Source organism: Paraburkholderia sp. HP33-1 (assembly GCF_021390595.1).
GTDB lineage: Bacteria > Pseudomonadota > Gammaproteobacteria > Burkholderiales > Burkholderiaceae > Paraburkholderia.
In genome coordinates this window covers 875,765-899,517 of record NZ_JAJEJR010000003.1, presented here as the reverse complement: position 1 = coordinate 899,517, position 23,753 = coordinate 875,765, and the positions used below count along the sequence as shown (strand labels likewise).

General features: G+C 59.3%; 17 protein-coding genes and 3 pseudogenes. 11 read left to right on the top strand and 9 right to left on the bottom strand.

Annotated elements, in window-relative coordinates; all coding sequences use genetic code 11:
• Nucleotides 1–166: 166 nt before the first annotated feature.
• A complete protein-coding gene (locus L0U81_RS31045; RefSeq protein WP_233809591.1) occupies nt 167–1,240 on the top strand; it encodes a porin in 1,074 nt (357 codons plus the stop codon).
• 166 nt (nt 1,241–1,406) lie between these two features.
• Nucleotides 1,407–2,666: an MFS transporter gene (locus L0U81_RS31040; protein WP_233809589.1), complete on the top strand. Its 1,260-nt coding sequence runs from the start codon at nt 1,407–1,409 to the stop codon at nt 2,664–2,666.
• Between the two features lie 320 nt (nt 2,667–2,986).
• Here the strand turns inward: L0U81_RS31040 and L0U81_RS31035 are convergent, their stop codons facing one another.
• Nucleotides 2,987–3,754 (bottom strand): coniferyl-alcohol dehydrogenase, encoded by a 768-nt coding sequence (locus L0U81_RS31035; protein WP_233809587.1) that lies wholly within the window; start codon nt 3,752–3,754, stop codon nt 2,987–2,989.
• Nucleotides 3,755–3,940: 186 nt separating this feature from the next.
• The gene (locus tag L0U81_RS31030) at nt 3,941–5,419 is read right to left on the bottom strand and encodes an aldehyde dehydrogenase family protein (protein ID WP_233809585.1); all 1,479 of its coding nucleotides are present in this window, start codon (nt 5,417–5,419) and stop codon (nt 3,941–3,943) included.
• 179 nt (nt 5,420–5,598) lie between these two features.
• On the opposite strand from L0U81_RS31030, the gene L0U81_RS31025 reads away from it, so the two are divergent.
• From L0U81_RS31025 to L0U81_RS31005, 5 genes are all read left to right on the top strand, one after another.
• Nucleotides 5,599–6,534, top strand: a complete 936-nt coding sequence (locus tag L0U81_RS31025) for a LysR family transcriptional regulator (protein ID WP_233809583.1) — start codon at nt 5,599–5,601, stop codon at nt 6,532–6,534.
• Between the two features lie 442 nt (nt 6,535–6,976).
• Nucleotides 6,977–8,017, top strand: coding sequence for a cupin domain-containing protein (locus L0U81_RS31020; RefSeq protein ID WP_233809581.1), 1,041 nt, complete (start codon nt 6,977–6,979; stop codon nt 8,015–8,017).
• Nucleotides 8,018–8,061: 44 nt separating this feature from the next.
• On the top strand, nt 8,062–9,333 hold the full coding sequence (locus tag L0U81_RS31015) for a flavin-dependent oxidoreductase (protein WP_233809579.1): 1,272 nt from the start codon (nt 8,062–8,064) through the stop codon (nt 9,331–9,333).
• 43 nt (nt 9,334–9,376) lie between these two features.
• Nucleotides 9,377–10,228 (top strand): fumarylacetoacetate hydrolase family protein, encoded by an 852-nt coding sequence (locus L0U81_RS31010; protein ID WP_233809577.1) that lies wholly within the window; start codon nt 9,377–9,379, stop codon nt 10,226–10,228.
• A gap of 138 nt (nt 10,229–10,366) precedes the next feature.
• Nucleotides 10,367–11,299 carry a helix-turn-helix domain-containing protein gene (locus L0U81_RS31005; protein ID WP_233809575.1) on the top strand — a complete coding sequence of 311 codons (933 nt, stop codon included), beginning with the start codon at nt 10,367–10,369 and terminating at the stop codon, nt 11,297–11,299.
• 23 nt (nt 11,300–11,322) lie between these two features.
• Here L0U81_RS31005 and benC read toward each other — a convergent pair whose 3' ends face one another.
• Nucleotides 11,323–14,112, bottom strand: a complete 2,790-nt coding sequence (gene benC / locus L0U81_RS31000) for a benzoate 1,2-dioxygenase electron transfer component BenC (RefSeq protein ID WP_233809573.1) — start codon at nt 14,110–14,112, stop codon at nt 11,323–11,325.
• Nucleotides 14,113–14,616: 504 nt separating this feature from the next.
• Nucleotides 14,617–15,801: a 4-hydroxybenzoate 3-monooxygenase gene (gene pobA / locus L0U81_RS30995; protein ID WP_233809571.1), complete on the bottom strand. Its 1,185-nt coding sequence runs from the start codon at nt 15,799–15,801 to the stop codon at nt 14,617–14,619.
• Between the two features lie 180 nt (nt 15,802–15,981).
• On the opposite strand from pobA, the gene L0U81_RS30990 reads away from it, so the two are divergent.
• The 4 genes from L0U81_RS30990 to L0U81_RS30980 all read left to right on the top strand — a co-directional run bounded on the left by L0U81_RS30990 (nt 15,982) and on the right by L0U81_RS30980 (nt 18,532).
• A complete protein-coding gene (locus L0U81_RS30990) occupies nt 15,982–16,854 on the top strand; it encodes a helix-turn-helix domain-containing protein (protein ID WP_233809569.1) in 873 nt (290 codons plus the stop codon).
• Between the two features lie 145 nt (nt 16,855–16,999).
• Nucleotides 17,000–17,920, top strand: coding sequence for a ferredoxin reductase family protein (locus L0U81_RS30985; RefSeq protein WP_326489887.1), 921 nt, complete (start codon nt 17,000–17,002; stop codon nt 17,918–17,920).
• Nucleotides 17,911–18,333: a hypothetical protein gene (locus L0U81_RS33750; RefSeq protein WP_326489886.1), complete on the top strand. Its 423-nt coding sequence runs from the start codon at nt 17,911–17,913 to the stop codon at nt 18,331–18,333. The genes L0U81_RS30985 and L0U81_RS33750 overlap by 10 nt, the downstream gene beginning before the upstream one ends.
• Nucleotides 18,334–18,367: 34 nt before the next feature.
• Nucleotides 18,368–18,532, top strand: coding sequence for a hypothetical protein (locus L0U81_RS30980; protein ID WP_233809567.1), 165 nt, complete (start codon nt 18,368–18,370; stop codon nt 18,530–18,532).
• Nucleotides 18,533–18,967: 435 nt separating this feature from the next.
• On the opposite strand, the pseudogene L0U81_RS30975 reads toward L0U81_RS30980, so the two are convergent.
• From L0U81_RS30975 to L0U81_RS30960, 5 genes and pseudogenes are all read right to left on the bottom strand, one after another.
• Nucleotides 18,968–19,153 (bottom strand): annotated as a pseudogene (locus tag L0U81_RS30975) (ISKra4-like element ISBte2 family transposase); the annotation flags it as partial.
• Between the two features lie 190 nt (nt 19,154–19,343).
• A complete protein-coding gene (locus tag L0U81_RS30970; protein WP_442793485.1) occupies nt 19,344–21,695 on the bottom strand; it encodes an autotransporter outer membrane beta-barrel domain-containing protein in 2,352 nt (783 codons plus the stop codon).
• Nucleotides 21,696–21,971: 276 nt separating this feature from the next.
• Nucleotides 21,972–22,097: pseudogene (locus L0U81_RS33910) on the bottom strand (ESPR domain-containing protein); the annotation flags it as partial.
• Between the two features lie 378 nt (nt 22,098–22,475).
• A pseudogene (locus L0U81_RS30965) lies at nt 22,476–22,607 on the bottom strand (IS6 family transposase); the annotation flags it as partial.
• A gap of 152 nt (nt 22,608–22,759) precedes the next feature.
• Entirely contained in the window at nt 22,760–23,515 is a 756-nt protein-coding gene (locus L0U81_RS30960) for a type IV pili methyl-accepting chemotaxis transducer N-terminal domain-containing protein (protein WP_233809563.1), read from the bottom strand.
• Nucleotides 23,516–23,753 lie beyond the last annotated feature (238 nt).

Genomic DNA, 23,753 nt, shown 5'->3' with positions numbered 1-23,753 from the left:
TAGTCCTTATCGCGTACTCGATAGTACCGATTTACCTAACTACGGGCGAACTGTTGCGGCCCACCGCCGGATCAAAGCAACCTCCATCGAAAACGCCGCCTCAAAAAGCTCCGGGATAGGGAGCGCGGCAAATGAAGTCACAAACAATTACACTAGGAGACTCAACGTGAAATGCAACGGCGCAATTCAGTTCGCAATACTATTGATAATTTTATTTGCGGCCGGGACATCGTACGCGCAAAGTAGCGTCACACTGTATGGCATCGTCGATAGTGGACTTCAGTTCACCAACAAGACATTTGATGCACAAGGACGTGATAGCAGCGGTAAGACCTTGGCGTTGATCGACAGCGGCCTGCTGCCTAGCCAGTTTGGTCTCACTGGCACCGAGGATCTCGGCAACGGCGTAAAGGCAACGTTCAAGCTTGAAAGCGGCATTAGCGTGGCAAATGGCGGGTTCAACGACTCAAATGGTCATCTGTTTGGCCGCCAGGCGTGGGTTGACCTGTCAGGTAACTTCGGAGATTTCAAAGCAGGCCTGCAGTTCTCATCGTTCTTCAATGCAATCTTCGCGACAGATCCGCGCAGCTACTCAAACTTCGGAAGCGCACTGGTTGTCTATGCCGACAATGTGATAGCTACCGGCGCCTTTAATGCGAATGCGATTTCGTACACAAGCCCGGATCTATATGGCTTCCAGGGAAGCGTTATGCTCGCGCTGGGCGGTGAAGCCGGCAACTTTCAGGCCGGAAGACAGTGTTCGGCGAGTCTGCGATACACCAATGGATCGTTGCTCATCAACGCCGCCTTTTACGACGGCAACGCCGGCGGTACGGTAAATACACCACTTCCGACCACGCTAGAGTTTGTCGGACGCGAGATTGGTGCGTCCTACAGCTTCGGCAAGCTGAGTGCATCGGCTGCTGTCGTGAACTATAACGTCGCAAATTCGTTCAACAACTATGTGTATAGCCTTGGCCTGCAATTCCAGGCCACTCATCAGTTAGCCCTGGACGCCGGCGTCTACCTGACCACGGATCAGAACGATCACGCAAATCGCTCCGTAATGGGCGCCATCGGGACGAGGTATTTCCTGTCCAAGCGCACGACCTTGTACGGACAGCTCGGCGCAGTTCACAACCGAGGTTCCATGAACTCCGGCCTCTCAGTAAGCGGCGCTCTGTATGGTGTTTCCGGTACGACGATTGGCTTTGATATCGGTGTTTCACACTTATTCTAGCCTTCCCGCGAGTTTTTTTATCCGAATAGCCGAAGAGCGGCCGCTCTCAGATCAAAGGCTCGAATCCTGCCACTCTCGATATCCGACGCTTGCGATACCCGCCTGATCCCCATGACGGAAAGAAAGCGGCAAGTGTCATGCGTAGCGAAACCAAAGGAGACACGTCATGCAATCGAAAGATCGTAGATACGAAAATCTGTTAGTTATACTTCTATTTTTTACCGTTGGTTCGGTATTCTTCGATCGACTTTCTATCAATTTCCTGTTTCCATTCATGCACGACGCCTTCGCGCTAACGAATGCGAGAATAGGCATCGTTACGTCTGCCCTCGCACTAACCTGGGCGGTTTCAGGCGTTGCGCTCGGGGCGTATGCGGACAAGAGGCGCCGCCGTAAGCCGGTACTGATCGTGGCGGTTCTTGTCTTCTCCCTCTGCTCGATTTCGTCGGGCCTCGCCGGCACATTTTCGGCTCTGGTACTCGCGCGTGCGTTGATGGGCTTTGCCGAAGGCCCCGTTCTTCCGATCAGCCAGTCATTGATGGCGTTTGCATCGAGCCCTTCACGACGCGGCTTCAACATGGGCTTCATTCAAGCCTCCGCAGTCGGGTTACTCGGCTCCGTTCTGGCGCCTGCGGTAATCGTACCTTTGGCGAGCTCACATGGATGGCGTTTTGCATTCTATTGCGCTGGAGTGCCGGGTTTGGTACTCGTACTGTTCTTGTCGATCTGCATTCGCGAACCCGGCGACACTGCGCATCATAAACTCGACGTTTCGAGCACGGATCAAACGAGTTCGCTCAGGCACGCACTGGGCAACAGGAATATTCTCATCTGCATGATCATGAGCTGTCTTTTCATAACGTGGTTCCTCGCCATCATTGCGTTCGGCCCCGCGTATCTGATTGAGAAACGACACTTCTCCCCGACTGCAATGAGTGTTTTCATGACCACGATCGGCGTTTCGAGCGTAATCTCGGGATTCGCGGTACCGGCGCTCTCTGACCGGATCGGGCGCAAGCCTACTCTGATTGCATTTTCGGCGGTTGCCGCCTGCGCGCCGATGGTCATCGGCTTCCTGAACGGCTCGCTCCCCGTGCTTTGTATCGCGGTTTTCGTGACCTATCTAGGTTACGGTTGCTCGCCTATATTCCTCGCAACGATTCCAGCCGAAAGCGTTTCTCAGCACGCCATAGGCAGGACAGTCGCCTCCGTGATTGGCGTTGGAGAGGTTATTGGTGGCTTCCTCTCTCCCACGATAGCGGGGTATGCCGCTGATTGGTATGGCCCAACGGCGCCTTTCCTGATTGCATCGGGATCAGCCGGTCTTGCGCTCATAATGTCCGTCTTTCTCCGAGAGACGGCACCAGGCAGGCGGCGCGATAGCGATGCGATGGAAAACAAGGTGCTCTACACGCCTGCCCGGTGACGAAATCGCATTCTGCGTTCACTCGAAGCGGTCGGATCGAATCCTTGACGTCGGAAATCTCTCATACCCGCGTTGGCACGCTTGCGCCAACGCAAACTTGCTGTGTGTTGTCTAAATCATCAATATTCGCCGTCTTCGGTTTTTATTCTTTTCACTGACCGGCGCGACACGCGGTGGCACCGCGTGTCTTCCGCCATAAGACAATATTGATTTTTAGCGGACCGAGGTCTTCACATCTTTTCTTCCGCTCGGCACAGCTTCCGCTTTGCCTGAAGATTGCAGAAATACGCCGCGCAAAATTGGGCGCACCAGACTGGCAGCTAGATGTACGTCGACGACAGGCCACCGTCCACGGGCAAATTGACACCTGAAATCCCGCGTGCGGCGTCACTGCAAAGGAACGCGACCACCGACGCAATCTCATCGCTAAATGCCGGACGCTTGACGCGCCCTGCCTCTTTAGCGACGTGATCCTGACCAAGCATTTGTACAAAATTGCCGAGAATAGGTGTAAAAACAGCTCCAGGTGCGACGCAGTTCACCCGGATACCTCGCTCGAGATATATTTTTTGGGATTGCGTTAGCGTCCACACAATCAGAGCCTCCTTCATGTACTGGTAGTAGGTATCTTGCGGCGGAGGATAATCCGTGAGCCAGGCAAGCCCTGCTTCAAAGCTCGGTGTCTCGGCAAGTGCACGATGCTCGGGAAGACGATCAGCCCACTGCCTGCCCAGGGCCGAGGATATATTGACGACGGCTGCCCCTTCCGGCATCCGTTCGATGAGTTTCAGAGTCAGATGCCGCAGGCCGAGGAAGTTGACGCGAGCCACCGTATCAGCCGGCACTGTTCCTGGTACACCGGCAATATTGGCGAGGGCATCCACGTGGTCGGGAAGCATCGCAATGGCGTCGTCGATCGCCGCCTTTTCCGAAAGATCGGCCCTGACGAAGCCATCGAGGGAAAGCGTCGGACTATTGCGATCGATACCAATTACTCTCGCGCCTTGCAAGCGCATGAGCTTTGCTGTATCGGCACCAATGCCGGAACTGACTCCTGTAACGACAACGGTCTTGCCATGGAACGTCATGGTATGCGTCTCCTTGAGAAATGTGGATGCGGTGCGTGGGATAAACGGGCGTGGCTGAAGAGACCGAACGGCGGTGCAATTTACATACGCCGTGGAATCACACAGAACAGCGAAGTCAAAACGGACATTGCCTTGAGCGCTACGGCGTGTTGTTACCGTAGCGAACGGCGTAAAAGACAATGATCTTCAGAAAGGGTACTTCGGTACTTCCGATTTAATGGTCATCCATTGCCAGCGGGTGTACTGGTCAATATCAGCCGGTCCGCCCACTGCTGTCCCGTTGCCTCCGAGACCAGGACCACCGAATGGGTTCGTGCCGTCATTGTTGACGGTTTGATCGTTGATGTGGATCATCCCGGCGTTCAGTCGCTCGCCGATAGCCATTGCGCGTGCGAGGTCGCGGCCTATGACTGCTGCAGCCAGCCCCCCACTGCTGTTGTTAGCCAGCGCGACGGCCTCGTCGTCAGTGCGGAAGCTGATCAGATTAACCACTGGACCGAACGGCTCCTCATCGAAGCTACGCATACCAGGTTTGACGCCGGAGAGTACGGTTGGCTTATAGAAGAGTCCCTCGTGGCTACCGCCTGCGTCAAGAGAAGCACCTGCCGCGACGCTATCTCTAACGAGACCATCAAATCGTTCTAGCTGACGCATGTTAATAAGCGGGCCGAGGGCCACCTCTGGACTGGCTCCATCACCCACACGCAATTGATTTGCCTTGTGCACGAGACGTTGCTTCAGTGCTTCTGCGACCTGCTCGTGCACAATGACGCGATTGCTCGCCATGCACACCTGGCCCTGATGAAACCACGCGCCGAACGCGGCAGCACTCGCGGCGGCATCGAGGTCGGCATCCTCGAGTATGACAAGGTTGTTGGCGCCGCCAAGCTCCAGCGAAACCTTCTTCAGGTGCCTGCCTGCAAGCTCGCCGATACGACGACCTACGGCGGGCGACCCGGTGAAGGCAATCATAGGTACCCGGTCATCCGTAACAAGGGTCTCCCCGGCATCAGCATCGCCCGGCAACATCTGGAACACGCCTGCCGGCAGCCCTGCGTGTCTGAACATCTCGGCCATGACGACGCCGCCAGCAAACGGTGTGCGCGGATCTGGCTTGAGCACCACTGAGTTGCCCAATGCTATTGCCGGAGCAACTGAGCGGATACCCAGAATCAGAGGAACGTTGAATGGTGAAATCACACCGATCACACCGTGCGGCACACGTTTGGCGATAGACATGCGACCAGGGGTGCTGGGCAGTACTTCGCCTTGTGCCTGCATCGGCAACCCGGCGGCGATCTGGCACAAGTAAGCAGCCTCCTTGACTTCACGCTGACCTTTGGCCAAGGTTCCGCCCGTCTCCCGGGCAATTGCCAACGCTAGCGGTCCGCAGTTGTGCTCCAGCCATTGGGCACAACGCTGAAGCATGGCAGATCGTTCTCGCGGATGTTTTGCCGCCCAGCCGGCCTGAGCGGCATAGGCATGTCCGATTGCTCCGCGCATGTCCTCCGAATCGGCGATTCCGCTCTTGCGCAACAGCAGCCCCGTCGCGGGCTCGAATACCTGTCGTGTGCCCCCATGTGCGGCGCGCCAGGCGCCGTTGTCGAACACGTAGCCAGCTTCCGCGTTTGCCTCAATAAACAAGAGGCTCTCAGAATCATTCATTCTGTCTCCTTGCGCCGCTTAAGCACGGCGAGATGTTTTGACGTTTATGGAGCTCTTACGGAAGTCGCGATTGCAGATGGGTCAAGTCAGCTGCATGACGACCCCTTGCTATGAATCTTACTAGCCGCGGAACGAACTGATAGAATGGCAACGCTACGTTTCAAAAATGGAACGATATCGTGGACACAGTTGACCCGAAGTCCCTTCTTGTTTTTGCGAAGGTCGTGGAATGCGGCGGAATCAGTGCTGCGGGGCGCCTCCTCTCCATGCCGAAGGCAACCATCAGCCGCGCGATCTCCGGGCTGGAGACTTCACTCGGTACGCGCCTGCTCGAACGGTCGTCACGAAAAATGCGCCTTACGGAATCCGGCGAAACGATCTTTGGCCACTGTCAGCGCATCGCAGAAGAAATCGAAGAAGCGAAGGCCGCAATTGGGTCAATGCAGAGCGCAACACGAGGTCATCTTCGAGTTGCCTCTCCGCTTACGTTCGGGCGCTCCTTGCTCTCGCCAATCCTGCCGCGATTTCTTTCCCAACACCCCGCGTTGCGCGTGGAGGTCGAGCTAACCAATCGACGCGTCGATCCGATTGAGGAGAACTTTGATTTCGTCATTCGCCTCGGTCCTCTTGCCGATACCTCGTTGGTCGCGAAGCAGCTGGGAATGATTCATTTTGTGCCGTGTGCAAGTGCGCAATATCTTCAGTCACACGGCGTTCCGAAACAGCCCCTGGATCTGACGCGTCATTCGGTCATCGATATCTTCGACACCGAGGGCAAGCACCACTGGACATTCACTCGCGCGGGGCAGCGAATTGAAGTCGAAGTTTCTCCACGTTTCGACGCGAACGACCCAATAGTCCGACGCGATGCGGCTCTCTCAGGAATCGGCGTGGCACTGTTGCCGTGGTTCCTGGTCGAGGAAGAAGTCCGAACGGGGCAGTTGCAAGTCGTGCTACCTCAATGGCGGTCAACGAGAACAAACGGAATTTACGCGCTCTATCCAAATCGGCGAAGCCTTTCCCTCAAGTCGCGTGCCTTCCTGGCTTTTCTGGAGGAAGAGATACCGCCCAAGCTTGCAGGTGAACCATCCACTCTGCGGCGACGTTCCCCGTAACGACGGTAGCTTTCTGTCCGGGTACTGTACGGGCGGTCGTATTCCGGGGCCCTGTACCCCAAAACCGCCCTTCCCTCCACGTGGCTCTATTTGTCTTCGCCCAGACGACGAAGGCATCGAGCCAAGTATGGCTGCTTGCGCTAGAGCCAGCTACGCCTCTTATTCGCGCCGCCTCACTACAGCGCGGCCGCCACTCCCTGCAAATCTTCGCCCTCTACGTCGCGTTGCCTGAACGTTGAGACTGGCTCAGAAAGCGATGCGAGGCGTCGAAGACGCTCGCACTTGAAGATTTTTCCTTTTTAACTGCCGGCAGTCTCCCATGATGTCTCGTGCTGGAGCGTTCCATCGACGGAACGTTGCGTTCCCTATTGTCGGCTTTTGGACATGAATTCGAAACACTATAGTTCGAGGACAATCTATGAACCCTTTTGTCAGGTAACGAATGAACGGCTCGCCCTCGCAAGAACGCACCGACTACACCGGCTTGACTCATGCACTTGCACAAGTCAACGCTCAACCTCTTTGGGATCGGTTTCGAAGTCTGGTGACCCGTGAGCCAACTCCACCCGATGAACCTCACATCTGGCCGTGGAAATCGATGCTCCCGTTGATAGAACGAACCGCGCGCGAAGTCAGCATGGACGATGCAGAAAGACGTGTTCTTCTGCTTACCAATCCAGCATTCGACGGGATGGTCAAGACGACGACCAACTTGAACGCCGCTCTTCAGATTCTCGAGCCGGGCGAGCACGCGCATGAGCACCGGCACCGTATCGCAGCGATTAGGCTTGTACTCGAAGGCAACTCGGCCACTACGGTGGTTGATGGAAAACATTGCGAAATGCGCCGTGGTGATCTGGTCCTAACGCCCTCGTTGTGCTGGCACGGACACTACAACAACGGTGACGAACGCGTCGTCTGGCTTGACGGCCTCGACTTGCCGCTCGCACTTCACAACCTTGGCGTCGTATCGTTCCAGCCTGGCCCTGCCAACGTGGACGTACAAGCGCCTCCTGCTGACGACGCCTTCACTCAGGGCGGCATCCTTCCCCAAGGGCTCTCGCACGAATCGCCTCACTCACCGATGTTCCGCTACAGCTGGGAGGCTACCAAGCGGACGTTCGAATCAACGCCGGCGGCATCGGACGGTTCCAAGCTGCTGCGCTACACGAATCCGAGAGATGGCGGAGCTGTAATGCCGACACTCGACTGTTACGCATTGGAACTTGCTGCCGCCCAGGAAACGGTCGCTCGCCGCACCACGTCAAACGCCATTGTCGCAGTGCTGGACGGCGAAGGCGAAACTCGAATCGGCTCGAAAGTAATCCGTTGGCGACGTAACGACGTCTTCACCGTTCCGCACTGGAACTGGGTCTCTCACCGAGCGGAGCATGAAGGTGCCCACCTCTTCATGATGACGGACCGCGAAGTGCTCGCGCGTCTCGGTTATCTGGTCGAAGAGATACGAGGCGGCGAGGCTTGAATACAAAACTGACCAAAAAGACACGAAATTCAGGAGATCAATTCATGACTATTGGTAACGAGGCGGGTCGTCGTATCGACTCGGACGTGGTCGTCGTCGGTGCGGGCATCGGTGGTCTGACACTTGCACTCGCCCTTCACAAGAAAGGGGTTCCTTGCCGGATTATTGAGGCTGCGCCGCAAATCTTGCCTTTGGGCGTCGGCTTGAACCTGCTTCCCCATGCGACTCACGTACTCAACCAGCTCGGGGTGCTCGAGGAGGCAGAGAAGAAGGGCGTGGCGACACGCGAAGTCTGCTTTTACACGCGAAACGGCCAACTCGTGAACAAGGCGCCTTGCGGACGCTTTGGCGGATACCCATTGCCGCAACTATCCATACACCGTGCCGATTTGCACGAAGTGCTCGTTCGTGCGGTAAAAGACCGGCTGGGATCCGACGCAATCGAGTTGGGGCGTCGATGCGTAGGTGTATCACAAGACTCGAATTCCGTCGAAGTCAAGCTTGTGGGGAATGACAAAGTCGAACTCGCGTCAATTTACGGTGGTGTCGTTGTTGCATGTGACGGCGTCCACTCCGTAGTTCGAACCCAGATGCATCCCGCAGAGGCGGTGCCGCGCTATGAGGGAACCACCTTGTATCGAGGTACCACTCGTTGGGAGCCGTTCCTGACTGGCGCCACCATGTTTTATCTTGGCGCGCATGAAACAGGCAAGCTGGTCATGTATCCGGTTCGAGACAACATCGATTCTGATGGAAAGCAGCTGATCAATTGGGTTATCGAGCTTGCTTCGAAAAACGACCAGATGTCGCGCGACTGGAACCGGACGAGCCGCGTTGAAGACTTCATCGACCATTTCGAAGATTGCCGTTTCGACTGGCTTGATATCCCGGCCGTGTTGCGGGCCGCCGACTCGATCTTTGAATACCCCATGGTCGATCAGGAGCCGCTCCCCTTCTGGTCCCAGGGCCGGGTCACGCTACTCGGCGATGCTGCTCATCCGATGATGCCCCGTGGTTCAAATGGTGCAGCCCAAGCGATCATCGACGCCATTACCTTGGCCGACCTTCTCGCTGAGTCGAGCGACCCCGTCGCGGCGCTTGAAGAATACGAGTCCAGGCGACTGGATGCGACCAGCAAGATCGTTCTCGCGAATCGTCAAATCTCCCCGGATGCGATTCTCAGGGTGGTGGAGGAGCGCACGGGTGGCAAGCGCTTTTCGGCCATTGAAGATGTTCTCTCTCAAGAAGAGTTCGAACAGTGGCAAATCCGCTATCGTCGCGTAGCCGGCTTCACTCACGAAGATCTTCAACACTAACCCAGATATTGCATCGCGCCCCTCCTGGGGCGCGGCTTCCATCATGAAACTCTGCTGGTTCAACAACAATCGATTGGGCGTTGTAGTGGGTGACGAAGTTCTCGACGTGACGGAGGCGCTACTCGCGTTACCCAAGCCGCACTACCCCGAAAATTACGGTGACCCGCTCATCGCTCACCTCGGCGAAGTCAAGTCAGCTATCGAAGACCTGCACGAGCAGGTACCTCGATACCCGGTTAGTGGCTCAATGTTTTTGAGTCCAGTCGCCTGCCCATCGAAGATCATCGGTGTGCCCGTGAACTACTCGGACCACGTGCGCGAAGCGAAAGATAATCCCGTCTTTAAGCAGTATGAAGGCGGAGTCGAAGAGCAAGGGCTTTTCCTCAAGGCTTCGAGTTCCTTGGTAGGGTGCAGCCACGGTGTTCAGTTGCGGTTTCCTGAGCGCGAAACGCATCACGAGATTGAGCTGGGTGTTGTCATCGGCATGCGCGCTTCGCATGTTTCAGAGAAGGACGCATTGAGCTACGTCGCCGGCTACGCGATCGCGCTGGATATGACGATACGCGGCAACGAAGATCGCTCGTTTCGGAAATCGGTTGACTCGTATTCTGTACTGGGGCCATGGCTAACCACCGTCGACGAGATTGCCGACCCGCAAGCACTCGCATTGAGCTTGAGCGTCAACGGGTCGGTCCGACAGCAGTCGAATACCAGTAACATGATTATGGGGATTGCACGTCAGATTTCGTGGGCTTCAAGCTATTACACATTGCTCCCGGGTGACATCATCATGACCGGTACTTGCGAAGGTGTCGGCCGGGTCGTCGCCGGTGACGTTATGCAGGCCACCATCGAGGGTCTCGGTTCGATAACAGTCGAGGTAACTGACTTCTAGCATTTGGCCCAGGCGGTCTCATGCCGGTTTGGGGTAGCCATATGATTACGCTTGCTGCAATTTGTATCCCCATTGAACGCCTCAAGCGCCTATGGAACAATGGACGGAGATCAAATATAGCAGGACAAAACGTGCATCATGGCTCATGACCAACAACGCCACCGGACCGTTCTGCATTTCGCGCTCTATGGCGCGGAAGCCGACCAATCCTGGGTCGACATGGTGCATTACGAACGCATTCCCCTGCGTGCCGGCCGTTTCGAGTTCGACATCAAACCGCATGTCCACGATGCGCTGATCCAGGTGCTCTATGTCACCGCAGGGGGCGGCGAAACCTTCATCGACGACAAGACCTGGTCAGTCGAAGCGCCATGCCTGATCGTCGTGCCGGCGCGCTCGGTACACGGCTTTCACTTCCGGGGCGACATCGACGGTCACGTCATCACCGCCGCGCAGTCTGCGCTGGAATCGCTGGCGATGACGGCCGCGCCCGAGTTGCTGGAGTTCATCCGCACGCCGACGGTGCTGTCGATCGATCCCGAAGTCGAGCGCGGCACACCTCTGGAGACCCTCTTTCAGTCGATCGGGCACGAGGCGGAGAGCCACGAGCGCTGGCAATTCACCGCAGGCGCAGCACTGACGATCACCCTGTTCGTCAAGATCGGGCGCCTCAGCGAGAGCGCCCGGCTTTCAGCCAGTTCCGAGCGGCGGACAATGGCCGCGCGGATCGAGCGGTTCCGCGCCCTGCTCGACCGCCATTGCCGGGAGCGGCGGCCGGTCGCCAGCTATGCCGACGAGATGGGCGTGAGCACCGGCCAGCTCTCCCGCATCTGCCGAGCTACCTTCGGGGTCTCGGCAATCGAGGCGATCGATGCACGCTCGATCCATGAGGCCAAGCGGCTGCTCGGCTATTCGACGCTCAGCGTGAAGCAGATCGCCAGCGAACTGGGCTTTCAGGATGAGGCCTATTTCGGTCGTTTCTTCCGCAAGCAGACGGGACTCCGGCCAACCGATTACCGCGCCGCCGCCCACGATCGATCCTTGCCGCCTGCAAAGGGAAGCGCGGACTGACTCGACCGCGCCCCCCATCCGGTCTAGGCCGACAACCCACCCAGCTTGACGAACAGGTGCTCCGGCCCGGAGTTGGTCAGATTGTTGCCCCGCACATACTGGATCGGCCTTGCCGGATCGAGCGCAATCTCGCCAACCTTGCGGGCCAGCGCCTTCGTCGCGATCAGCGTCTCCAGCTTGGCGAGCGGCGCGCCAAGGCATTTGTGCATGCCGTTGCCGAAACCCAGGTGGCCACTGGAATCGCGGTCGATGTCGAACGTCTCACCCTCGGCAAACTTGCGGCTGTCGCGGTTCGCAGCCGACAGCAGCAATCGCACCACCGCGCCCTTGGGCAGATCAACGCCCGCGACAGTGGTCGCCTCGGTGGTGATACGGCTCACGCGCTGGACGGTACCACGGTAGCGCGCCACCTCCTCGACGAAACGCTCAGCATCGGCGGGGTTTTCGCGGATACGTGCCAGCAGATTCGGCTGCTCGGCGAACATGCGAAAAGCGTTGGCGACAAGAATAGTCGTCGTGTCGTGCCCGGCGATGAAGACGAAGGCGCACAGCTCCTTCGCTTCCTTTTCCGAAAGCAGCCCGTCCTTCCACATGCGCGCGATATGCCCGCCGATCGACTGGCTGTCGGTGTGAGCGAGCCGCTCCATCGCCTCCTTCAGGTAAGTGAAGAAAGCCTGCGCGCTCTGCTCGTCGGTGCCGGTCCCCGGCGCATTGCGGGCGAGGCGCCCAAAGTAGCTAAAAGTCTCGTCCGACCAGAACTTCATCTTCTCCTCATCCTCGTTCGGCACGTCGATCATCGTGGAGATGGTCGAGATGCTGAGCGGGATGGCGAAATCGTTGACGACATCACCGCCGCCTTTGGCAATCATCGCGTCGAGCAGGTCCTCCGCCCTTTGCGCGATCTGGTCGATAAAGGGATCGAGCGCCAGCGGCAGGAAGGACGGCTGGACAACCTTGCGTAAACGCGAATGGTCGGGCGCATCGAACAGCGTCAGGAACGTCAGCGGCGGCGGGCTGACGACCTCGGAGGAAAACAGCTTCGGGCTGCGGATCGCCTGGTAGACATCGTCATAGCGCGAGAGGAACCACACGTCCGAAGTCGCCGACTGGCAACGCAGCACCGGCGCATGCTCGCGCATCCAGCGGTAGTGCTCGTAAGGGTCGCCTTGCGAGCCGTCGTCGACCACCTTGAATGGCTCCAACCCCTCGGGCCAGTCCAGTTCGTGTGAATAGGCCGGAAGGGTCCTGGCCGTAAATGGGCAGACCTGCGGCGGGTTCGCCGGCACGGCAGACGGGGGAGGCGGCGGCGCCGCGACCTTCGGTGCCGTCTTGCCCAGCGCCATACGCTCCAGCGCCCGGCTCATCGTGGCCTTGGAATGGAGGGCATGCAGCGCAATCACGTCCCGCGCCGCGTTCAGGTCACCCAGTTCGAAGGCGGCGACAATGTCCCGGTGCTGCTGGACGATATCGCCTACGATCTCGATCTGGTCGGTCAGCGCGCGAGCGATGTAGTCCTGCACGGCCAGTTGCCGGTAGAGCGCGATCAACTGGGCGTTCCCGGACGCTTCGATCGTGAACATGTGGAAGGCGTGGTTGGCCTCGATGTAGCGAGGAACGTCGGTGAAGCGCCGCCCGGACACGAACGGCGCCGTCGCCTCGGCGAGCTGGCGGAAGTTGATCAATTGTTCGCTCGACAGCCGGCCCATGGTCAGCTGAGCCGCCCCCAGTTCGAGAGCCATGCGCAAATCGAAGGCTTCATCGACATCAACAGGAGCGATGCGCTCCTCGCCGGTCTGAACCACCAGGCCGGTGCCGGAGAACTTCTCATAGTAGAAATTGCGCGGCGTTAGCCTTTCGGACGAGAGAAAATCGCGCACCGCATCAACCATCGGCGGCGGCCCGCAGAGGTAGACGTCCGCGTCGCCATCGTTGAGCTGGGAGGGGATGATGTGGTGGGTGAGATAGCCCTTGTTGGGATGGGCACTGTCGGGGCTGGAGACGGTGCAGGCAAAGGCGAAGTTCGGCAGGCGCTGTGCATAGGTTTCGAGCCGGTCGATGCCAACCAGATCCTCATCGCTGTTCACACCGAGGATCATGTGGATCGGATACGGGCTGCCGCCGTCCTCGACGATCTTGTCCAGCATCGAGAGGAACGGCGCGAGGCCCGTGCCCCCCGCCAGGAACAACACCGGCCGCTCGATGGGGCGCAGGTAGAAGCTGCCCATCGGACCGCGAAACTCGATTGGGTCCCCTACTTTGGCGGTTTCGCAGAGCCAGGTCGACATCGTCCCTTGACGCACATTGCGCACAAGGAAGGACAAGTGCGGCTTGGAAGGCCCCGAACTGAAAGAATAGGACCGTGTCTGATCGGTGCCGGGCACCCGGACGTTGACATACTGCCCCGGAAGGAAGCTCAGATCTGCGCGGTTCTCGAGTTCGACCGAGAAGGCGATCGTGGTGGCTGACGCACGTTGGCAGGCGACGATCCGTCCTTTGTGGGAGGACGGGCCGGTACCCGAGACATCGGAGTTCGTGGCGATCTGGATCACGCAGTCGGAACGTGGGCTCATCTGGCAGGTGAGAACCTTGCGGGCGCCCGCCTCCTCCGGGCTTAGCACATCTTCCACGCAGTCGCCCAGAACGTACTCGCCGGACTCGCAGACCGCCTTGCAGGTACCGCACACACCGTCACGGCAATCGAGTGGAATATTGATCCGGGCGCGAATGGCGGCATCGGTGACGTGCTCGCCCTCCTCGCACTCGATGAAGCGGGTCACTCCGTCCTCAAAACGGAGGGTTATCTGATGGGCCATGCCGGTGTCTCCTCTAGAGCCGCCCGAACCTGCCGCTTCGCTGGCGGTAAGTTCGGGCGGGGGCGCGTGCGAGGTAAGCCTGTTTCTCGCAAGCGCCCAGTGGGTTTAGTGACACCAATTTAGAGCCTGAACCGCGTTCCCCTCAACGGACAGAGACGACATTAACCCGGACAAATCGTGCATTGTGATGGAGCCGGATGATCGTAGAAATCTGGACCTCACCCGCCTTCGGTGCCCAGAAAATACACGTTGACCACATTGACTCCGCCGCGCTTCGGAGCGCACGGCGCGAACGCAATTCTTGTCTGATAGTGGGGTCTGTAGAGCGTCATCCCCAACAGCGGCTCCGAGAAGCGCAGAGGGTATGCTGAGCGGGTTGCCGGCGCGGAGATAGAAATGCGCCTGATGAAAAGACGGATGCGGGATCTCGGGGGGCCGGGCGGCGCGCCCCGAGATACATCCTCATGGAAGATGAGAGAGAATCAAGCGAGCATCACTGCTGCTTCACTCGATGGGCTCGTACGGCAAGCCAACGTAGTTTTCCGCGATCGTCTTGAGCCCGGCTTCAGAAGTCGTGTAGTAATCGTAGTCGGTACGCTGCATGCGTTTGTCGAAGGCGTCGCGGTCCGAGAACTCGTGCAGGAGATTCGTCATGAACCATGAGAAGCGCTCCGCCTTCCACACCCGGCGCAAAGCGATCGGCGAATACTTTTCCAGTAGATCGGTACGGCCGTCGCGGTAGACGCGAGTTAGGATTCGATACAGCGTGCTCACGTCGCTCGCAGCGAGATTCAGGCCTTTCGCGCCGGTCGGCGGCACGATATGCGCCGCGTCGCCAACGAGAAACAGCTTGCCGTACTGCATCGGCTCAACGACGTAACTGCGCAGCGGCGCGATGCTCTTCTCGAGCGAGGGACCCGTGACGACCTTCTGCGCCACGTCCTGCGGCAGGCGTACCTTCAACTCCTCCCAGAAGCGCTCGTCGGACCAGTCCTCGACCTTCTCGGTCAGGGGCACTTGCAGGTAGTAACGGCTGCGAGTCGTCGAACGTTGGCTACAGAGCACGAAACCCCGTTCGTGATGCGCATAGATCAGTTCATGATTGACGGGCGGAGTGTCGGACAGCAGGCCGAGCCAGCCAAACGGATAGACGCGCTCGTAGTGCGTGAGCACTTCCGAGGGGATCGTCTTGCGCGAAACGCCATGAAAGCCATCGCAGCCCGCGATGTAATCGCAATCCAGACGGAGTGTTTCGCCGTTCTTTTCGAACGTGACGTAGGGTGCTTCGCCTTTCACGTCGTGCAACTGAACGTTGGCCGCTTCGTAAATCGTGGTTGCGCCGCTGGCTTCGCGCGCCGCCATCAAGTCGCGCGTGACTTCGGTCTGGCCGTAGACCAGCACCGTCGAGCCACCTGTGAGCTTCTTCAGGTCGATCCGGTCACGCCGCCCACCGAAAACGAGTTCGATACCGTCGTGAACCAGCCCTTCGGCATCCATACGCTCGCTCACGCCCGCTTCGCGCATCAGGTCGACCATGCCCTGCTCGAGCACGCCTGCCCGGATTCGGCCGAGCACGTATTCGCCGGTCTGGCGTTCAAGTATGACGTTGTCGATGCCCGCCTTGTGCAGCAACTGCCCCAAAAGCAGGCCGGACGGCCCGGCGCCGATGATCGCTACCTTCGTCTTCATGACCGTTGTCTCCTGTGTTTCCCTAGTCCGTGACCTTCTACTTTGCTCGTCGAGCCCCAATGCTGGCGCCACGGTTGAATTGCATTTTTCTAGAAATACACAGCGCTGTTAAGGCAATTTTTTCGATTAAAATTGGACTTTTCGAAAGTCCACACGGACCGATATAGCGGCGACGAACCCATGAAGCACCCGACGCAGCACAGCATCCCCGTCTTCATGTTATACGGGGAAGGGCCTGACTGGAGCACACTTGACTTGCTGCACTGCGAGTCAATCCCCGAGCGAAGCAGAGTGCACGACTGGGAAATCCGGCGGCACACGCACGCGGATCTCGCGCAACTCCTGTACGTCCAGAAAGGCGTCGCTGAGATCGAAATCGAGGGAGAAAAGACGCGCATAGACACGCCATCGGTCCAGGTCGTGCCGCCTATGTGCGTGCATGGCTTCCAGTTCTCGCCGGAAGTCGACGGATACGTGATCACGATCGCCGCGCCCCTGGTGAACTGGCTCCAGCAGCAAATCGATGCGCCTCGCAGCGTTCTCGAGCACCCGGCCTGTTATTCAGTCGGCGAGGACCTTCCGTACCTGAACACCCTGTGCAGCAGGTTGAACCAGGAGTATGGCCTGCCTGCACCTTCAAGGGACCTGATGCTTCGCTCGCTTGTGAGTGCGCTCGTCGTATGGGTCAGTCGTCAGGGTCAACAAGGCGAGGAAAGGGGCGAATCTCAGGATCGTGGTCACGCCCATCTGAAGGCCTTTTCTGACTTGATCGAACAACATTACCGGGAACATCTTCCAATCAGCCGCTACGCCGAACATCTGCGCGTGACACCGGTGTACCTGAATATGGTTTGCCAGCGAATCGCAGGCAAGAGCGCCCTCGCGCTCGTACATCAGAGATTGTTGCTCGAGGCGAAGCGCAGTCTCACCTACACCTCGCTCAATATCAATCAGGTATCCGATTTTTTGGGCTTCACGGAGCCGGCGTATTTCACAAGGTTCTTCAAGAGATTCACTGGCGTTACGCCCAACGCTTTTCGCAAGCGAAAATGATTGCACTGCTGCCGACATCGGACTGTAGTGCAGAATAGTTCGCGCGCCATGAATGAGCAGGATTCGCAAGTATGTGCCACCACGTCGGCTGATGGCTTGCAGGCGTGGTTTGCCTCCGGTTAAGCCCCAAAAAGGATTAACGAAAATGCGAAAGATCAAGTGGACGTTGTGGTTGACGCTGGCCGTCGTCACGCTTGCATGGCTCGCGTCGGACAATCCGCTTCCGCGTCCGGTTACGGTGTTCTCGTTGCGACAGGTCTGGACGCAATACACCGGGCTGATGGCGATCGCGGCAATGAGCGTCGCGCTAGTGCTGGCGAACCGTCCGCGCTGGCTGGAAAAGCCGCTCGGGGGCCTCGACAAGATGTACCGTCTGCACAAGTGGCTCGGCATCGCCGGGCTGACGTTCGCGGTGCTGCACTGGCTGCTCGTCAAGGGCGTCCAGTGGGCGGTCGGCTGGGGCTGGCTCGCGCGTCCGTCTCGCGGGCCGCGGCCTCCGGTCACTTCGGCCGTGCAGCAGTTCCCGCGCGACTATCAGGGGCTCGCCGAAACCGTCGGCGAATATGCATTCTATGCGGCGGTCGTGCTGATCGTGCTCGCACTGATCCGGCAGTTCCCGTATCGATGGTTCGCGAAGACCCACAACTGGCTCGCCGTGCTGTACCTGCCCCTTGCGTTCCACACGGTCATGCTGCTGCGCTTCGGCTACTGGCGCGCGCCGGCCGGCGTCCTGGTCGTGGTGCTGCTCGCGGCCGGTATTGTGTCGGTCGTACGCGTGCTAGCCGGGCACGTCGGTGCGCAGCGCAAGGTCGAAGGACGCATCGCGTCGCTCACCTGGTATCCGGAGCTGCGCGTGCTGCAGACGGCCATTGATCTGCAGCACGGCTGGCCGGGGCATGCGTCGGGGCAGTTCGCGTTCGTCACGTCGGACCGCAGCGAAGGCGCACATCCTTATACGATCGCGTCCGCGTGGGACCCACGCGCACCGCAGGTGGTGTTCTTCACGAAGGAACTCGGCGACCACACGAGCATGCTCAAGGACCGCCTGAAGGGGGCATGCCGGTGACGGTGGAAGGGCCCTATGGCTGTTTCACTTTCGCAGACCAGCGCACGCACCAGATCTGGATCGGCGCGGGCATCGGCATCACACCTTTCATCGCGCGGATGAAGGAGCTGGCGCAACATCCGGACCGCCGTCATCGGATCGATCTATTTCATACGACCGCGGACTTCTCGCAGAAGGCGATCGATCAGCTCGTCGCCGATGCGAACGCAGCACAAGTGCAGCTTCATCTGCTGGTGGATGCGAAGCATGGCAGATTGAACGGCGCGCGCATTCGCACGGCGGTTCCCGACTGGGCAAGTGCAAGCGTGTGGTTTTGCGGGCCGCCGGCATTCGGCGAAGCGGTGCGCAACGATCTCGTCGCGCACGGTCTCGACGAGGCCGACTTTCATCAGGAGCTGTTCCAGATGCGCTAGGTCGTCGCGGCGTTCCGGTCAGGCGAAGAGGTCGATGATGGTGCCCAGCGCACCGATTGCCGGTGCGACCTTCCCTGCGACGCTGGAAACCTTCACTGCGACGCTGGAAACCTTCGTTGCGGCGCTGGAAATGTCGCTTACGACGTTCTCGATTGATCGCAGAGGATTGGACTTCGATGACACTGCCGTTGTGTGCTGATACCTCGGTGTGGTCGCTACGGAACTGATACTCACGTACGCCTCCAGGAAAAATGAAAGAAGTTGCCGGCAGCCGCCCCGAATAGCAGATTGCAGAAACAGAAATGCTTCAGGAACTGCGACCTATGCTCACCGCGCCGTAATACCGAGTACTTTGAGTAAGACCTTCGTAACGTGCAATCGCCGTTCTGTCCGATGACGACATCACCAAGCCTGAAACCCCGAATTTATTGGATGCCGGGCCCGAACAAGGTTGACAGCCCGCCAGTCAATTGTCGAAGTATTCAGCGCGAAACGTCGCCGAACTCTTACGGCATATCAGCGTATGCAGGAAACGCCGAAATAATATGGAACATTTCCCTTACATGCAAGGGTGAACGTTTGCATTTTGGGCGCCGATTGACGAGCTGGTGAATATAGGCGGCTCGTATCTGGCAAGTCCTTGGACAAGGTCATCGTTGATGACAGCACATTGGACCTGGGCCGGCAGATGAGCTTCGATGGGCGACCAGCGCATTGGGTAACGCTTGCACACGCGCTGATTCAGCACCTGATTGACTGCAAACCCGACCGTTGCGGTCGAGTCAGGTCTGCCACGACGGCGTCGTGTGCCGTAGTTGATCCGCGGATTCACCCGACAGATGGTCAGCGTCCACTGCGCATCGTCGTTGGGGGCGCCGAGACTCATGTGCCGGCGCTCGCGTACGTCCGGTCTAGTTCAGTCAAGGAATGTAGCTCAGCCCCCTGGCGCACCAGAGCCCTCGAGCCTGAACCACACGACCGGTCGCGAGCGCGACCGGTCGTGTGGTTCGTCAGAACTGATATCCGATGCGAATGTTGCCCTGCTGCGCGGAGGCATGCGTGGTGTTGATCAGCGTGTCGTAGCTCAGCGAAACATCGAGATGCTTCAGCGGATGCAGCGTCACGCTTGCGCCTGCCGTCAGATACCCGCGCGGCAGGCTCGTGCCCGGCGCGGTAAACACCGTTCCGTCCTGCGACGCGACGCTGAGCGCACGGTTCGCATCGAGCAGCTCGTGCGCGTAGCCGAGACGCAGTTGCGCATTGACAGGCCGGATGGCATCGCCGAACACCTTGTCGAGTGTCACGCCCACATACGGTTGCAGGCTGTGCACGTTATCCGTACCGACGTTCAGGTCCTGCCCCGCCGCGCCGCTTTCATCGAAACCGTTCGCATGGAAGTACGCATAGCGCAACCCGACGCGCGGCGTCACCGTGACGCTGCCGAAGCTCATCGGCAAACTGGCCTGGCCGCCCACGTTCAGCTCCTGACCCATGTGGTCGCCTTCGGCCGTTCCGGTGGTGCCAAACGGACGCTTTTGCGTAAGGAAGTCGAGCCCCGCGCCGGCGGTAGCCGCAAGACTCACCGGCCCCACATTGCGTGCGCCGTACAGCGCTGCGCGCAGCGTGTCGGTGGTACCTGAGTCGCCCGTCACCGCTTCGTTGATGTCGGTGTGATCGTAGCCGACCGCCACACCCCCGATGTAGTCGCCATACCTGCGCTCGAGACCGGCAAGGAACCCGTAGCGGTTGCTCCGGAAATCCGGTGCGCCGTTCGTGCCGCCCACCTTCGTCTGGCTGCCCGTGGCGGTGATCCAGCCCGCGGGGGCTGGAGTCACGCCCGATGCCGATCCGAGCCGATCGAGCAGCGCGGCGTTCTGCGACTGTGCCCCGAGGATCGCCGAGGTGCCCAGCGCCGTGTAGATGCTGGTGCCGACCGGGTCGATCACGCCGGACAGCGTGAGTTCAACGGCATTCCCGCTGTAGTCGACGGAGGACGACAGCGAGGCGACGTAAGCCGCGTTCGTGCTCGCGGTGCCCGTGGTCGTGACGCTGCTGAATTCGCCGCTGATGCCGTTCGACGCCGACACCAGCGTGTACTTTGACCCCGGCGAATACGTGCCCGGATCGTAGGTGATCGCGAGCACGCCGTTCAGCGTTGCGCTGCCGTTGACCACCAGTTTGGAGGCAGCGGTGGGACTGACTTCGATGGACAATGTCGCGTTGCTCGCCTGCGTATAGTTGCCGCCGATGGTCAGCGTGCCGACGGAGCCGCCTGGGGCCACCGTGCCGCTGTTGCTGACGTCGCCGGTTACGGTGCCATGGCCGCGCAGCGTGCCGTCCGCATCGACCGTGACGTTGCCGCCGAGCACGGCCTGTGAATTGTCGATGTCGCCCACTTCGAGCAGACCCGCCGCGATCTCCGTGGTGCCCGCGAACGAAGCGCTGTTGCCGTCGAGGATCAGCGTCCCCGTACCCTCTTTGATCAGGCTGCCCGTGCCCGTGAATGCGCCGCTGAATGTGCCGCTCGCATTCGTGAGTGTCAGCGTCTGGCTGCCGAGCGCAACCGTACCGCTACCGGACAGGTTCTGGACCGATGCCCCCGAGTTGGTGCCGGAGATATCGAGCGTGCCGTTGTCGAGGACGTCACTCGATAGTGCGATGCTGCCGGCCCCCGACAGCGCCAGCGTGCCGCTGCTGATCGTCGTCTCGCCCGAATAGGAGTTCACGCCGGACAGTGTCAGTGTGCCGGTGCCTGACACCGTTACGCTGCCCGAGCCGGAGATGATTCCACTGACGTTGAGGTTGTTGTCATTGCGGATTGCCAGCGCCGCATTTGCGTCGTCGAGCTGGATGTTGCTGCCCAACGTGATGCCGGTATTCGCCGCACTGATCGTCGCGCTAACACCGCCCGTGCCCAATTCGATGGCACCGCTCGTGGTCGAGCCCGTTTCCAGGGTGAGCGTGTTGACGCCACCGGTGAAATAAATCGCATCGGCTTGCGCCCCGCTGTTGCCTGCCAAGCCACCGGCGATGGTGCCGAAGTTCGTGATCGCGAGATTCGCCCCACTGATGCCTGCGCCACCCGCCCCCGCGCCGCCACCACGGACCGCCGAGCCCCCCGATCCGCCAGTAATGGTGCCCTCGTTGTAGATTGTCGTACCCGCCGAGCCAATGACGTCTATTCCGTCACCACCGCCACCACCACCGCCGCCCGTCCACAATCCATTAAAAGAATCGCCGCCTTGGCCGCCGTTTCCGCCGGTAACGGAGCTGAACGGCGAAACGATCAGGGTTTCACCGGCGGCGGTAACGGTTACGCCCGCGCCACCGCCACCACCGCCGCCCCCGCCGGAGTAGCCCAATTGAGAATTCGTGCTCGATGTACCGGCCGCACCGGCAGTGCCGCTAACTGATCCGCTGACAATTACCGATCCAGACACATTTTGTCCCGTTAGGCCTCCGCTCCCGCCCGCGCCGCCTGTCCCCGCTGTACCGGCATGGCCATTACCGTTACCCCCCGCTCCGCCAGTGCCATAGTAAACGCCAGCCTGATAGTTGTAGAACCCTGATCCGCCTTGACTGTCCGCGTACGCGATCGAGGTTACGCCCGTCAGCGTCAATGCGACCAGGCCCGCCACGTGGACGCGCGCGACGCGGGACCGGCTGCATTTCCTCGATGATTTTCCAGCACAAGTGGTCAGTTCCGACACAGCCTGCCAGGCCCCGATTGCTGTGTTCCAGATAACGCGGTACGCGTGATTCATGAGTAATTCCTGTCTTGTTGTTCTGATTTGACAGAGCGACTGATGCAGCTATTCAGCTAATCAGCCGTTCCCGACCCAAGCGGTTCAATGGCTCATTCGCAACAATAACGGCGGCCAGCGCCTTAACTTGAGTGCTGGAAAGGCAGGTGTATATACGCAAACGTTTTACGTGGATTTGCCTTTCCGAATTCCCATTCAGGCCGCATTAGCCACGTCAAGAATCTGTGCGCTAATGCCAGCCTTCCCGTTTTTCTGGAGCAGGGCGGACATTTCGAAACGGGCCGACCAGCCAATGCAATTCCGCGACGAAAAAACAGCCTGCATCGGCACTGTCAACTTGAGGGAGTTCGACGACGCTGATGGATGAGGTGCTTTGGCTCAGAAAGCATTCGACGGAGTTTGGGTGACGTTCGTCAATTCGCGCCATGCGGCGAACCTGCCCGCGCGGTGTTTGCGATAGAGAGAAGCGAGAGGCAGATATCGTTTCAGTGCGAAGTGCTCCCGGATCGGAAACCGGTGGCCGTGATAAAGCGAATCCGTTTTCGTCATCGCCTCACGTTCCGCTCCCTCCAACGTGGCATCGCCCAGCCGGGCCTCGATTGCTCGTCGACATCAATAGTTGAATGCATCGACAAGAAGACAGCGCTCCAGGCAAATGGATTTCAACCCGTGTAATGGCTATGCATCCGGGGACTTGCCGCTCGGTTGATTCGCCCGGGGCGAAGCGCTACCGCCGCGCGTTCGGTGCTATCCGCACCTCCGCGCGCGCCGACGACGCTCTGCACCAGGCTGTCCATTTCACCGATCACGTGGGCCAGTTCGGCTGTAATCACGGCGAATTCGCGTCCGAACTGTCCAGCACGCGCCGCAGCAACACGCGCATTCAGCGCGACGATATTGGCACGCATCGAGATCGCTGCCACTTCATGGGCGACGGCCATCTGCCGCCGGCGTGCAGCCTCCTCGACACTCTGCATTTCGTCCTGATACGCCTGCGTAATGGCCTGTAGTAGTTCCAGCAGCGGAGAGGCTTCGGCGGTGAGCCGGCCAATAGCTGCGTCGCGGCGTACGCAAACCGGCTCGGAATTCCGTTCGAGCGCTTCGATGGCGTCCGCTGCGACTCTCATAAAGCCACGAATGCGCTCGTCCGCCCTCTGCGAGCCAAAATAGAGGTCATGGAGCTCCTTCGAGAATGCGCCGGGCAAACGATCGTCGCCGTCGACTAACTGGGCGTGCGCTTGTGCGAACGTCGCGAGGCACGTGCGTGCGACGGCAAGCGCCGCCGCTTCGCCGCGTACGCTCAGCAGAACGTGTAGCACGATGCGCTGCGAGAGCATGCGCTGCCGCCCCGCGAGGTTGATGAGTTCGCCAACGATTTCCCCGGATACCGTATCTGTAAGTTCCCGCTTGTTCATCATAAGTAACACGCCCGATCCCGAGAATGGTCCGATATGCGAGGCGAATTGTGGTGCCTCGTTTCACGCAAACAAAAAAAATCCCGAAGCGCACCGGGCATGCAAACCATGCACACCGTGTCGCTTCGGGACGCCATTGCCCCCGCTTGTTCAACTATCCGCCGCCTTGCGCGCGGTCTTCGATTGATTGGGCCGCCGTTGGCCCGATCCTTTCCATAGAGCAATACGTGTGCCATCGGGC